10 protein-coding genes and 1 pseudogene are annotated in these 13,050 nt (G+C 71.2%); 7 read left to right on the top strand and 4 right to left on the bottom strand.

What is annotated here, in order from left to right:
• Window positions 1-234 (top strand): annotated as a pseudogene (locus ABT186_RS36850) (hypothetical protein); the annotation flags it as partial.
• A gap of 82 nt (window positions 235-316) precedes the next feature.
• Here ABT186_RS36850 and ABT186_RS36845 read toward each other — a convergent pair.
• The gene (locus tag ABT186_RS36845; RefSeq protein WP_351229956.1) at window positions 317-1,339 is read right to left on the bottom strand and encodes a lactonase family protein; all 1,023 of its coding nucleotides are present in this window, start codon (window positions 1,337-1,339) and stop codon (window positions 317-319) included.
• Window positions 1,340-1,405: 66 nt separating this feature from the next.
• Window positions 1,406-2,893, bottom strand: coding sequence for an FUSC family protein (locus ABT186_RS36840; RefSeq protein ID WP_351928826.1), 1,488 nt, complete (start codon window positions 2,891-2,893; stop codon window positions 1,406-1,408).
• Between the two features lie 245 nt (window positions 2,894-3,138).
• On the opposite strand from ABT186_RS36840, the gene ABT186_RS36835 reads away from it, so the two are divergent.
• The 3 genes from ABT186_RS36835 (at window position 3,139) to ABT186_RS36825 (ending at window position 7,633) form a co-directional block, all read left to right on the top strand.
• Window positions 3,139-3,615 carry an Lrp/AsnC family transcriptional regulator gene (locus ABT186_RS36835; protein WP_351229958.1) on the top strand — a complete coding sequence of 159 codons (477 nt, stop codon included), beginning with the start codon at window positions 3,139-3,141 and terminating at the stop codon, window positions 3,613-3,615.
• Between the two features lie 65 nt (window positions 3,616-3,680).
• Window positions 3,681-4,379, top strand: a complete 699-nt coding sequence (locus ABT186_RS36830) for an HAD family hydrolase (protein WP_351928822.1) — start codon at window positions 3,681-3,683, stop codon at window positions 4,377-4,379.
• Between the two features lie 104 nt (window positions 4,380-4,483).
• A complete protein-coding gene (locus tag ABT186_RS36825; RefSeq protein WP_351928820.1) occupies window positions 4,484-7,633 on the top strand; it encodes an acetyl-CoA carboxylase family protein in 3,150 nt (1,049 codons plus the stop codon).
• Window positions 7,634-7,654: 21 nt separating this feature from the next.
• Here ABT186_RS36825 and ABT186_RS36820 read toward each other — a convergent pair whose 3' ends face one another.
• On the bottom strand, window positions 7,655-8,416 hold the full coding sequence (locus ABT186_RS36820; protein ID WP_351229964.1) for a LysR substrate-binding domain-containing protein: 762 nt from the start codon (window positions 8,414-8,416) through the stop codon (window positions 7,655-7,657).
• Between the two features lie 58 nt (window positions 8,417-8,474).
• On the opposite strand from ABT186_RS36820, the gene ABT186_RS36815 reads away from it, so the two are divergent.
• The 3 genes from ABT186_RS36815 to ctaF all read left to right on the top strand — a co-directional run bounded on the left by ABT186_RS36815 (window position 8,475) and on the right by ctaF (window position 11,188).
• Complete coding sequence (locus tag ABT186_RS36815) at window positions 8,475-8,879, top strand: DUF5997 family protein (RefSeq protein ID WP_351229966.1); 405 nt, start codon at window positions 8,475-8,477, stop codon at window positions 8,877-8,879.
• 249 nt (window positions 8,880-9,128) lie between these two features.
• On the top strand, window positions 9,129-10,802 hold the full coding sequence (gene ctaD, locus ABT186_RS36810) for an aa3-type cytochrome oxidase subunit I (protein ID WP_351229968.1): 1,674 nt from the start codon (window positions 9,129-9,131) through the stop codon (window positions 10,800-10,802).
• On the top strand, window positions 10,799-11,188 hold the full coding sequence (gene ctaF, locus ABT186_RS36805) for an aa3-type cytochrome oxidase subunit IV (protein WP_351229970.1): 390 nt from the start codon (window positions 10,799-10,801) through the stop codon (window positions 11,186-11,188). The genes ctaD and ctaF overlap by 4 nt, the downstream gene beginning before the upstream one ends.
• On the opposite strand, the gene qcrB is transcribed toward ctaF, so the two are convergent.
• Complete coding sequence (gene qcrB, locus ABT186_RS36800) at window positions 11,118-12,656, bottom strand: cytochrome bc1 complex cytochrome b subunit (protein WP_502973442.1); 1,539 nt, start codon at window positions 12,654-12,656, stop codon at window positions 11,118-11,120. The genes ctaF and qcrB overlap by 71 nt on opposite strands.
• Between the last annotated feature and the right edge of the window lie 394 nt (window positions 12,657-13,050).

Raw genomic sequence — 13,050 nt, 5'->3', positions numbered from 1 at the left:
GCGGCGGTCGCCGAGCAGCTGCGCACCTCGGGCTCGCAGCAGCTGGCCCTCGCGCCGTACCTGATCGGTCCTGAGCTCGAGGCGGGCCTGCTGGACGCGGCCGCCAAGGAGGCAGGCTGCGCCGCGGCCGAGGCGCTGGGCGCATACCCGGCGATCGGCAAGCTGGCGCTCGCCAAGTACACGACGGCGCTGGGCATCGCCCCGCAGCAGCCGCAGGGCGCTCCGGTCCGCTGAACCCCGCCGGACCCACCTGTACGACCAAGGGCCCGCTCCTCTCCAGGAGCGGGCCCTTCGCCTTTCCGGGTCGGGGTCCGGGTCAGCCGAAGACGACACAGGAAGCCGCCGGTGCCGCCACCGAGCCGCCGTGCCGGGGCACCCCCGTCTCCTGGTCCACCGCGAACCAGGTCACGTCTCCGGACCGCTCGTTGGCGACGTACAGGAACCCCTCCGACAGGGCGATCGCACGCGGCCAGACGCCCCCGCACGGCACCGTGGTCACTCGTCCGATCACGTCACCCTCGACGGCCAGCACGGACAGCACGTCCTGCCCGCGTGTCGCGGTCCACACGAAGCGTCCGTCGGACGAGACGACGATTCCCGACGGGTAGGCGTCGCCCACGGGTGCGTCCGGCAGCACGGGCGTCTCGGCGACCGGCTTGAGGACCCCGCTCTCGGCGTCCCAGCGGCAGACGGTGACGGTCGGAGCCAGCTCGTTGACGACGTACGCACGCTCCCCGTCCGGGTGGAAGGCCAGATGGCGCGGCCCGGACCCGGGGCGCAGCGCCGTCTCGCACTGCAGCCTCGGCACGCCGTCCTCCAGCGCACACGCGCGGACGGAGTCCGTGCCGAGGTCGACGCTGACGATCCATCGGCCGCTCGGGTCGGGTTGCACCTGATGGGCGTGCGGTGCCTGCTGCCGCTCTGCAACCGGCCCCGAGCCCTTGTGCGGGAGCACGCCGGACGGGGCGGACGTGAGGGCGCCGTCGCCGCGCAGGGGCACGGCGGTGACGCTGCCGGAGCCGTAGTTGGCGGTCAGGACGTGACCAGCGTGGACGCTCAGATGCGTGGGTCCGCTGCCACCGACGGGGACGGGCGGACCGGTGAGTTCGGGCCTGTCGCCGTCGAGCCGGTACGCGGCGACCGCGCCGTCGGCCGTCTCGCTGACCGCGTACAGCACGTTCCCGGACAGTGCGAGGTACGACGGGTCGGGAACCCCGTCCACGGCGCTCAGCACGGTCAGCGCGCCGCTGTCCTGATCCACGGCCGCGGTGAGGACACCGCGCCCTCCTGCCGCCGTGAACGAGCCGATGTATGCCCGCCGCCCGCCGCCGTTCGCCACTGCCGTCCCCTCCCGCCGACACCTCACCGGGACGACGGTAGCAGTAGGTCTAGACCAACAAGGTGGTCAGGCCCGGGCCGGCGACGAGCCGCGCAGAGGGGCCGCCAGGGCGAGCAGGGCCCGTTCCAGGCCGTGGAGGTGGCTGAGGGCCTGCTCGGCACCCGGGTGGTGGACCGGGGCGCCCTCATGGGCCGTGAGGGCGCGTTCCGGTACCGCGCCGAGCAGGCTCTCCACCGCGCTCTCGACACGTCGGCACGCGGCCGTGAGACGGGCGTCGTGCGAGGCGTCGGGGTCGGCGGCCACGGCGACGAGGCCCCGCGTCTCCCGGGCGCAGACGTCGAGCAGGGCGAGTACCTGACGGGCTCGCGCCTTGCGCGCCCGCATCGGGTTCAGCGGATGCACCAGTGGCGCGACCGCCTGCCGTACGCGCCCCAGCAGCGCTTCGAGCTCCGCCGCACCGGACGCAGGGTCCGCCTCCGCATCGCCCGCGAGCCGCCGTGCCGCGGCGGCGGTGCAGTCGTGCACCGCGTGCAGGGCCCGGCGCACCCACTGGTCGGTGACCGTGTGCGTGGTGATGGGCAGGACGAGCGCGACAGCGAGGGCCGCCCCCAGCGCCCCGACGCCCGTCTCCGCGAGGCGCAGAGCGAGCAGCCCCGGATGCAGGACACCCAGGAGGCCGTACAGCAGACCTGCCATGACGGTGACGAAGAACATCATCCAGCTGTACGAGAGCGCCGCGGTGTAGAAGATCCCGAACACACAGACGGCGACGAGCGCGGCCGTGGGTGCGGGGGCGCCGTGCAGCGGCACGGCGATCAGCAGCCCGGCGACGATGCCGGTGACCGTGCCGACGACACGCCGGAATCCGCGTATGAGCGTCTCGCCGCGCGAGGCGGTGTTCACGAAGATCCACCAGACGGTGCCGACGGCCCAGTACCAGCGCTCATGCGACAGCAACTGGCCCGCAGCGGTCGCGAAGGCACACGCGGCGGTGGCCTGGAACGCCTGACGGGTGGCCGGCCGGTCGAGTCCGCGCCCGGCGAGCGGGGCGGGTGCGGCGGGCAGCGGCGAGCGGCGCTCGACACACCACAGGCCGAACCGCACCGCGGAGGAGACGGCGAGCGACAGCGCCACGGCCGCGTACAGCTCGGGGAGCAGGTCCGGGACGGCGTGCAGGAACTGGGCGATGAAGAAGGTCATGAACGCGAAGATGCCGAGCGCATGGCCCCGCGGCCCCCAGCGGCGCGCGTACACGCCGGCGAAGACCACCGCGAGCCAGGCCGTGTCGCGCACCGTCGGCGCCCCGTGCAGGGCGGTCGCCAGCGCGAGGACGGGGAGACCCACGACGGGCAGCAGCACGGTGGTGCCCGCCTGGTCGCGCACGGTCGGGTCGGCCACCGTGAACAGCGCGAGGAGCGCGGAGAGTCCGCCCGTGACCGAGGCGGGCAGGGACAGTCCGGCAAGCTCGCACAGGGCCACGGCCAGGCCGATGCCGAGCACCGCGCGCAGCGAGATGCGCAGCCGGAACAGCCCCGGATCCGGAGCCGTGAACATCTTCTTCACCGTCGGGTTCTTCACCGTCGGACGTCCGCCCCCACTTCATTTCGACACAACGCCAGGACATGGGAATGGCGCCGCGGGCACGGACTCCGGCTTCGTCACCGGTCCTGCGCTGCGCGGCGCCATTGATATCCACAAGAAAAGCACCAAGAAGGCAGTGGCTCAAGCGGCGCGCTCTCCACTGAGCCATTGGTACAGTCGAGGAAGATCCACCCATGTGACAGGGAGGCCAACGGACCATGGCCGTGGACCAGCTGGACACCCGCATCCTGCGGCTGCTGCTCGAGCAGCCGCGCACCAGCGTGCGCGAGTACGCACGCATCCTGGGCATCGCCCGCGGCACGTTGCAGGCCCGGCTGGACCGTCTGGAGCGTGACGGCGTGATCACCGGCATGGGCCCCTCCCTGTCCCCGGCCGCGCTCGGTCACCCTGTGCTCGCGTTCGTGCATATCGAGGTCACGCAGGGACACCTGGACGACGTGGGCGACGCCCTCGCGGCCGTACCGGAGATCGTCGAGGCGTTCTCGATCACCGGGGGCGGCGATCTGATGACCCGGGTCGTGGCGCGGGACAACGAACATCTGGAGGACGTCATCCAGACGCTGATCAGTCTGCCGGGTGTCGTCCGCACCCGTACGGAGGTGGCGCTGCGCGAACGCGTGCCGCACCGGTTGCTTCCGCTGGTGGAGTCGATCGGGCGCGCGGCCGCGACCTGACCGCCCCACCCGGAGAACTGCCCGCGCCCGCCCGCACATGACCGGCCCTTGGCATCCTGGACCCCATGAGCACTCTCGGCCCCGTCGCGGTCATCTTCGATCTCGACGGAACACTCGTGGACAGCGAGCCCAACTACTTCGAAGCAGGACGGCAGATTCTCGCCGAGCAGGGCGTCACCGACTACACCTTGGCCGATCACGAGCGGTACGTGGGCATCAGCACACAGGAGACGCTGGAGCGGTGGAAGGAGCGCTACGGCCTCCGGGCCTCGTTGGACGAGCTGCTCGCGGAGACGAACCGCCGTTATCTGGAGCTGGCCCGCGCCGCCACCCGGGTCTACCCGGAGATGCGGAAGTTCGTGGAGCTGCTGGCCGGGGAGGGTGTCTCGATGGCCGTGGCCTCGGGCTCGTCGTCGGAAGCCATCGAGGCGATTCTGGCAGGCACTGGCCTGGGGTCCTGGTTCACCACGGTCGTCTCGGCCCAGGAGGTCGCGCACGGCAAGCCGGCCCCGGACATCTTCCTGGAGGCCGCTCGCCGCCTCGATACCTCCCCCGCCGACTGCGTGGTCCTGGAGGACTCCGCTCCGGGTTCCGCCGCCGCACATGCCGCCGGGATGCGGTGCATCGCGATCCCGTATGTCGCCGCGCAGGCCGACGACCCGGCGTTCGCCACCGCGGGGCTGCTGGTGCGCGGCGGGCAGGCGGAGTTCACGGCTCGGGCGGCATTCGACTGGCTGGTGGGCTCGGCTGCGGCATCCTCGTAGGCGCGACGTCGGTCGTCGTCCGGGTCCGTCGACCGGGTCCGTCGACCGGGTCCGTCGACCGGGATTCGAACGGGAGTTGATCGAGAGTCGATCGGGAGGGGTTCATGGGTTCTGCCGCCGTCCTTGTGGCGAACCGCGGGGAGATAGCCGTCCGCGTGCTGCGCACCGCCGCCGAACTGGGCATGCGAACGGTCGCGGTGTACGCGGACGACGACGATCCGCACACCCGGCACGCCGACGAGGCCGTGCCGCTCACGGACTACCTGGACGCGGACGCCCTTGTGGCGGCCGCCCGGTCCAGCGGCTGCGAGTTCCTGCACCCGGGCTATGGATTCCTCAGCGAGGACGCGGAGTTCGCCCGGCGCTGCTCCGCCGACGGGATCACATTCGTCGGTCCCTCCCCCGAGGCACTCGCCCTCTTCGGCGACAAGACACGCGCGCGTGCGCTCGCCGCGGACCACGGGGTACCCGTGCTGCCCGGTGGCGGCACGACCGTCGACGAGGCCCGGGAGTTCCTGCGCGACGGTCCAGTGATGATCAAAGCTGTCGGCGGGGGCGGCGGGCGCGGCATGCGCGTGGTGCGTACGGCCGACGAGCTGGCGGAGGCCTGGGAGCGCTGCCGCTCCGAGGCCCGACAGGCGTTCGAACGTGACGCGTTGTACGTCGAGCGGCTGCTGGAGGGCGCCCGGCACATCGAGGTGCAGATCGTCGGCGACGCGAGCGGCGCCGTCACGCATCTGTGGGACCGGGACTGCAGCGTCCAGCGCCGCCATCAGAAGCTCGTCGAGATCGCACCGGCGCCCGAACTCCCGGACTCCGTACGGGAGAAGCTCCTGACGGCCGCCCTGCGCCTGGCCCGCGCCACGTGCTGCACGGGGCTCGGCACCTTCGAGTTCCTGGTCCGTGGCGAGGAGTTCCACTTCATCGAGGCCAATCCACGGCTCCAGGTGGAGCACACGGTCACCGAGGAGGTGACGGGTGTCGACCTGGTCGCCGTCCAACTGCGCCTGGCGGCGGGCGAGTCCCTCGCGTCGCTGGGTCTCGCGGGGCCGCCTGTGCCACCGCGCGGCTTCGCGGTGCAGGCGCGGGTCAATGCCGAGGTGACGTCGGCAGACGGCGCGGTCAGGCCGTCGGCCGGGCGGCTGACGCGCTTCGACGTGCCGACCGGGCCGGGCGTCCGGGTCGACACGGCGGCCCGCACGGGCACCGCCGTGGGAGTCCGCTACGACCCGCTGCTCGCCAAGGTGGTGGCGCATGTCCCGCACAGTGGCTGGGAGGCGGCCTGCGCCCGGGCCCGGCGAGCACTCGACGAGTTCGCGATCGAGGGCGTACGGACGTCGATCCCGCTGCTGCGGGCGGTGCTGGCGCACCCGGAGTTCTGGGCGCACACCGGCTTCGTCGAGCAGCATCTGCCGGAGCTGCTGCCCGGCGAACCGGGCCCGGCGGCCGAGCCGCTGGACGGCACGCTGAGCGCGCCGTTGAGCGGCACGGTCGTCTCGGTCGACATCGCGCCGGGCGACAACGTGCACCCGGGCCGGCAGTTGCTGGTGCTGGAGGCGATGAAGATGGAGCACGTCGTACGTGCCCCGGGCGCCGGAGTCGTACGCGCTCTGCACGCGCGCGTGGGCGACACGGTGGGCGAGGGACGGCCGCTGGTCGAGCTGGACGCGACCGCCGAAGCTCCGCACGAGGACGCCGGTGCCGAGCCCGTGGATCCGGACGCCGTACGCCCCGATCTGGCGGAGGTGATCCGACGGCATGCGTTCGGTCTCGACGAGCACCGCCCGGAGGCCGTCGCGAAGCGCCACGGGATCGGCCGGCGTACTGCGCGCGAGAACATCGAGGACCTGTGCGACGAGGAGTCGTTCACCGAGTTCGGCGCCCTCGCGATCGCCGCGCAGCGGCGCCGGCGCTCACTGGAGGACCTCATCCGGGCGACTCCGGCGGACGGCATGGTCACCGGCACCGGTCGGATCAACGGCACGCCGTGCGTGGCGATGTCGTACGACTACACAGTTCTGGCGGGCACCCAGGGGCTGCAGAACCACCGCAAGACCGACCGGATGCTGCAGATCGCCGAGGAGCGACGGCTGCCGGTGGTGCTGTTCGCGGAGGGCGGCGGGGGCCGCCCCGGTGACACGGACACCACGTCCGTCGCGGGCCTGGACGTGACCACGTTCCACCGGATGGGCCGCCTCAGCGGCCTCGTCCCGCTGGTCGGCATCGCCTCGGGGCGCTGCTTCGCGGGCAACGCGGCCCTCCTCGGCTGTTGCGACGTGGTGATCGCCACGCCCGACGCCACGATCGGCATGGGCGGCCCCGCGATGATCGAGGGCGGCGGGCTCGGTGTGTACCGGCCCGAGGAGGTGGGGCCACTGTCGGTCCAGGCCCCGGGCGGGGTGGTGGACATCGAGGCGGCGGACGACGCGGAGGCGGTCGAGGTGGCACGACGCTACCTGTCGTACTTCCGGGGACCGCGGACGACCTGGGAGGCACCGGACCAGCGGCTGCTGCGGCACGCCGTTCCCGAGAACCGCCGACGGGCGTACGACGTGCGCACCGTGATCGGGGCGCTCGCGGACACCGGCTCGCTGCTGGAGCTGCGACGGGCCTTCGGAGTGGGCGTGCTGACGTGCCTGCTGCGGATCGAGGGCCGCCCGATGGGTCTGATCGCGAACAATCCGGCACATCTGGGCGGGGCCGTCGACCGCGATGCCGCGGACAAGGCGGCCCGCTTCCTGCAACTGTGCGACGCCTTCGGTCTGCCGGTCGTCTCGCTCTGCGACACACCCGGATTCATGGTGGGCCCGGACGCCGAACGGACCGCGACGGTACGGCACTTCGCCCGCCTCTTCGTCACGGGCGCCAACCTGCGGGTGCCCCTGGTAAGCCTGGTCCTCAGAAAGGCGTACGGCCTGGGCGCGATGGCCATGATGGGCGGATCCACCCGCGCCCCACTGGCCACCGCCGCCTGGCCCACGGGCGAGTTCGGCGGTATGGGCCTGGAGGGCGCGGTCCGCCTCGGCTTCCGCAAGGAGCTCGAGGCGATCCCGGACCCGGCGGAGCGGGCACGCGCGTTCGAGGCGCGGGTCGCCGAAATGTACGAGCACGGCAAGGCCGTCAATGCGGCGGCGGCGCTCGAAATCGACGCGGTGATCGATCCGGCGACGTCGCGAGGGTGGATACGGGCGGCGCTGGAAGGGTGGGAGGGGCCCGGCGACGAGCCGCGCCGCGCCTTCGTCGACACCTGGTGAGCGCCCGACGGTTCCCCGGTGCTACGACCGGCGACGGGGCTTTCCGCGCCTGGCGCCCTTGGGACCGCCGGAACGGCTCCGGGGGTCCTTGCCCGTGGACGCCCTCGCCGCGGGCTTCTGCCGCCCGGCGGCCGCGTCGGGCTGCTTGCGCTTCGGCTGTGTCTGAGGCGCGGTCCGCCCCCGCGTGCTGTTGACCGTCCGTCCGCGGACGATCCCGATGAAGTCCTCGACGAGGTCGGTGGTGGCGTCCTCCGGCCACGACAGCGCGACGCTCGACTGGGGGGCGTCCACGACCGGCCGGTAGGTGAGGTCCCGGCGGTGGTGCAGACGCGCCAGCGACTGGGGGACGACGAGGAGGCCCACGCCGGCCGCCACGAGTTCGATGGCGTCCGCCGTGGTGGCGGGGCGTTCGAAGGCGGGCTCTCCGGGCGGCTGCTCCCAGCCGAGGACGTCGTCGAGGGGGTGGAAGAGCACCTCGTCGGCGAGGTCCTCCACGGACACCTCTTCCGCCGCCGTCACGACGTGGTCCTTGGGGACGACGACCACCGTCATCTCGGTGTAGAGGGGGATCGCGCTGAAGACCGTACGGTCGACCGGCAGCCGTACGAGGCCTGCGTCCGCCTCGCCGCTGCGCAACACATCGGATGCCTCTGCGGCCGGCACCTGGAGGAGGGTCAGGGGGATCCCGGGCAGGCGCTCGTTCCAGATCCGCACCCACTTGGCGGGCGTCACCCCGGGGACGTACGCGAGCCGGAACGAGGGAGATGCTTCCGAGCCTGTCACCCCGCCAGGTTACCGGGCGTGGTCGGAGGTCTCGTACACGGCCGATAGTCTGGACACCATGAAGTCGCACCAGACCACCCAGACGATGAAGCCCGCGACCGCGGCGAAGAAGCTGGGTGTGTACCTCCCCGCCACCCCCGCCGAGTTCCAGGAGGGTGTCGTCTCGCGCGCCGAGCTGAACGAGCTCCAGGCCGATCCGCCCGAGTGGCTGCGGGAGCTGCGACGCAACGGCCCGCACCCGCGTCCGGTGGTCGCGGCGAAGCTGGGCGTCTCCATCGCGGGCCTCGCGCGCGGCGGGGTCACCGAGCCCCTCACCACCGAGCAGATCGAGGCACTGAAGCAGGACCGGCCCGAGTGGCTGGAGAAGGAACGCGCCACCCAGGCCGAGGTCCGCAGGGAAGCGGAGCGCGTCAAGAAGAAGAACGCCGAACGCGCGGACCAGGCCCGCGGGGCGGGTTCCTGACCCCCTCCTCTCCCGGGCCTCGACGGCGGGCCTGAGCGCGGAATGGACCCCCGGCACCCCTGCCGGGGAGATGAACACGTCGCCGTGAACACCCGCGCGGCGGGCGTGGCGCGGCCGCATGCACGGGACCGCGGCGATAGCGTCGCGGCAGACGGTCATGATCCGGACCGGCGGTCGTACCGCGGGCCCGCGGACGCGCGGGCCCCGCCATGCCCTCTCCTTCCCTGCCGGCCTGCGTGGAGGAGGACGATGACGGAACTGTCGCAACGCATCGCCGCCGCCCGTCGGAAGACCGCACCCACATCCTCCTTCGGCCGGACGCTGCTGCGCTGGACCACGACGACCGATCACAAGGTGATCGGCAGGCTGTACATGGTCACGGCCTTCTGCTTCTTCCTCTTCGGCGGTCTGCTCGCCCTGGGGATGCGTGCCGAGCTGGCCCGTCCCGGACTGCAGTTCCTGTCCCTGGACGGCTACAACCAGTTCTTCACGGTGCACGGCACGGTGATGATGCTGCTCTTCGCCACGCCCATGTTCGCCGGGTTCGCCAACGCGGTGATGCCGCTGCAGATCGGTGCCCCGGACGTGGCCTTCCCGCGGCTGAACGCCCTGTCCTACTGGATGTACCTCTTCGGCGGCCTGATGGTCGTGTCCGGGTTCCTGGTGCCGGGCGGTGCGGCGTCGTTCGGCTGGTTCGCCTACGCCCCGCTGAACAGCGCGTACCACTCCCCCGGCGCGGGCGGGGACCTGTGGGTGATGGGGCTGGTGGTGACGGGTGTGTCGACGACGCTCGGCGCGGTCAACTTCATCGCCACGATCCTGTGTCTGCGGGCCCCCGGCATGACGATGTTCCGGATGCCGATCTTCACCTGGAACATCCTGTTCACCTCGATCCTGGTACTGCCTGCGTTCCCCGTGCTCACCGCCGATCTGCTGTGCCTGGAAGCGGACCGGAAGTTCGGGGCGCACGTGTTCGACGCGACGAACGGCGGCGCCATCCTGTGGCAGCACCTGTTCTGGTTCTTCGGCCACCCGGAGGTCTACATCGTCGCGCTGCCGTTCTTCGGGATCGTCTCGGAGATCATCCCGGTGTTCTCGCGCAAGCCGATGTTCGGCTATCTGCCGATGATCGGCGCGACGATCGCGATCACCATGCTGTCCGCGGTCGTATGGGCGCACCACATGTTCGCCACCGGTGCCGTGCTGCTGCCGTTCTTCTCCGTGATGTCGTTCCTGATCGCGGTGCCCACCGGGATCAAGTTCTTCGCGTGGATCGGCACGATGCACCGGGGGTCGCTGTCGTTCGAGACGCCGATGCTGTGGGCGCTGGGATTTCTGGTGACATTCCTGCTGGGTGGTCTCAGCGGCGTGCTCATCGCGTCCCCGCCGATCGACTTCCATGTCACCGACTCGTATTTCGTCGTGGCGCATCTGCACTATGTGCTCTTCGGCACCGTTGTCTTCGCGATGTTCGCGGGCTTCTACTTCTGGTGGCCCAAGTTCACCGGGAAGATGCTCGACGAACGGCTGGGCAAACTGCACTTCTGGCTGCTCCTGCCCGCCTTCCAGCTGACCTTCCTGGTGCAGCACTGGCTCGGCGCTGAGGGCATGCCCCGCCGCTATGCCGACTATCTGCCACAGGACGGCTTCACCCTGCTCAACACACTGTCGTCCGCGGGGGCGTTCCTGCTCGGCGTCTCCACACTGCCGTTCCTGTACAACGTCTGGCACACCGCACGGCACGGCGAACGGGTCACGCAGGACGATCCGTGGGGCTACGGCCGCGGGCTCGAGTGGGCGACATCCTGCCCGCCACCGCGCCACAACTTTCTGGCCCTGCCCCGGGTGCGGTCCGATTCGCCCGCCTTCGACCTGCACCATCCGGAGGTCGTCCGGCAGGCGCTGGAGGAGGGACTGCGGTGAAGGTCGAGTCACTGGTCTTCGGCGTCGTCGCCGTGTTCTTCGGGGGCTCGGCCGCGCTGTACGGCGCATGGTCGAGGGATGCGACCGGTACGGCGGTACTGATCATCGCCTTCGGTATGGCCACGCTGGTCTCATTCTTCTGCGCGGTGCAGTACAAACGCCGCGGGCGCCGTCCCCAGGACCGCAAGGACGCCGAGGTGGCGGACGGAGCCGGTCCCCTGGAGTTCTTCCCGCCCCACAGCCCCTGGCCCGTGATCACGGCCCTCGGTTTCGCCGTCGCGTCTTTGGGAGTGGTCTACGGGCTGTGGCTGTTCCTCATCGGCGTCGGGGTCTTGGCGCGGGGGGTTTTCGGGATGGTGTTCCAGTACGCGACTCGCGGGGGCTGAGCGGCTTCCTGGGTGCTCCCGGCCGGAACCGGGTCACCGGCCGGTGGTCGCTCTCGTAGCCGCCTTCCACGGTCTGCCGCACCTCCCCGGTCTCCTCTCCCTCGGCCAGGCGTTTCCGCTCCGCCTCCAGCAGGGCGTGACACAGCCGCCGGGTGAGCAGGAAGGCGAGGATCGGCGCCACCACCAGTGCGATGCGCAGAATCCACGTCAGGGAGTTCAACGAGATGCGGAAGGCGTTCGCAAGGATGTCGTTGCCGCCTGCCAGCAGCAGGACGGCGTAGAAGGTGACCCCTGCAGTGCCGAGTCCGGTGCGCACGGGACGTTCCCGCGGCCGGTCGCACAGGTGCTGTTCCTCGCTCCACTCGCCCGTCAGCCGCTCTTCGGCGAACGGGTACGCGTACAGCACGAGGAACAACAGCGCCGGCAGCACGACGGCCGGCAGCAGGACGTTCCACATGATCGTGTGACCGGCGATGTTCGTCTCCCAGGGCGGTACGAGCCGCAGCGCGCCCTCCAGGAAGCCGACGTACCAGTCGGGCTGCGAGCCGGTCGACGCCTGGTCCGGCCGGTAGGGCCCGTACACCCACACAGGGTTGATCTGGGCGAGCCCGCCGAGCAGCGCCATCACGCCGAAGACCGCGAGGGACAGACCCGTCGAGGACGCCGCGAACTGAGGGAAGAGCGGCTTGCCGACGGCGTTGCGGTTGGCCCTGCCCGGGCCGCGCCACTGGGTGTGCTTCAGGTGGAAGACAAGGATCAGGTGCACGGTGACCAGGGCGATCAGTGCGCCGGGCAGGAGCAGGATGTGCATGCCGTACAGACGGGCCACAATGTCCTGCCCGGGGAACTCGGACCCGAACACAAACATGCTCACGTACGTCCCCACGACCGGCAGGGACAGCATGATGCCCTGTGCGATGCGCAGCCCCGTGCCGGAGAGCAGGTCGTCGGGGAGCGAGTAGCCCGCGAAGCCCTCGGCGAGGGCGATCGCGAACAGCGTGACACCGATGACCCAGTTCATCTCCCGAGGTCTGCGGAAGGCACCGGTGAAGAAGATGCGCAGCAGGTGCACACCGATGGCGGCGACGAACACCAGGGCGGCCCAGTGGTGCATCTGCCGGACGAGGAGTCCGCCGCGCACGTCGAAGCTGATGTGCAGGGTCGAGTCGAAGGCCTCCGACATCAGCACGCCGCGCAGCGGCGCGTACGGCCCGTCGTAGACGACCTCCCGCATCTCCGGCTGGAAGACGAACGTCAGCCATACGCCGGTCAGTACGAGGAGGACCAGGCTGTAGAGCGCGATCTCACCGAGGAGGAACGACCAGTGGTCGGGGAAGGCCTTGCGCAGCAGCGCTCCGCCTCCGTCCAGCACGGGCAGCCGCGCGTCCGCCGCGTCGGCGATCCGTTCTCCGGGTCGGCGGGCCTCGGCCGGCGCCGGCAGGGCCGGTGGCCGGCGCTCCGCACTCACAGTGCGTTCCTGCCGCAGTCGACGGGCACCCCGCACCGGTCCCGGTCCACGGAACGCCTCCTTCTGCCGCCTCGCGCTGACCGCTCCCAGCCATGCATTGCCCTCGGGCAGGCGGACGAGTGTCCCCTCGCCGCGAAACACTCGCGCGCCCCGTGCGGTACACCCGTTCGGCTGTGGTGGAAGGCGAGGAACCCTGGGTCCCATGACGTCCAGGCGGGGGCCACGGATGAGCCGGGCGGCTTCGGCGGGGAACGGGACGGGCCGCCGGTCCCCCCGCGCCGGCGGCCCGCACGCCGGAGCACCGATGTGCTGGAGTGGCACCCAGAACGCCGATGTTGCTCGGTTGAAGTCTGGAGTAGCGGGGACGGCACCGGAATGGGTACAACTGCGTACG

Source organism: Streptomyces sp. NPDC001634 (assembly GCF_040298185.1).
Classification (GTDB): domain Bacteria; phylum Actinomycetota; class Actinomycetes; order Streptomycetales; family Streptomycetaceae; genus Streptomyces.
The sequence above is the reverse complement of the archived record's forward strand: the minus strand, read 5'-3'. Positions and strand labels throughout refer to the sequence as shown.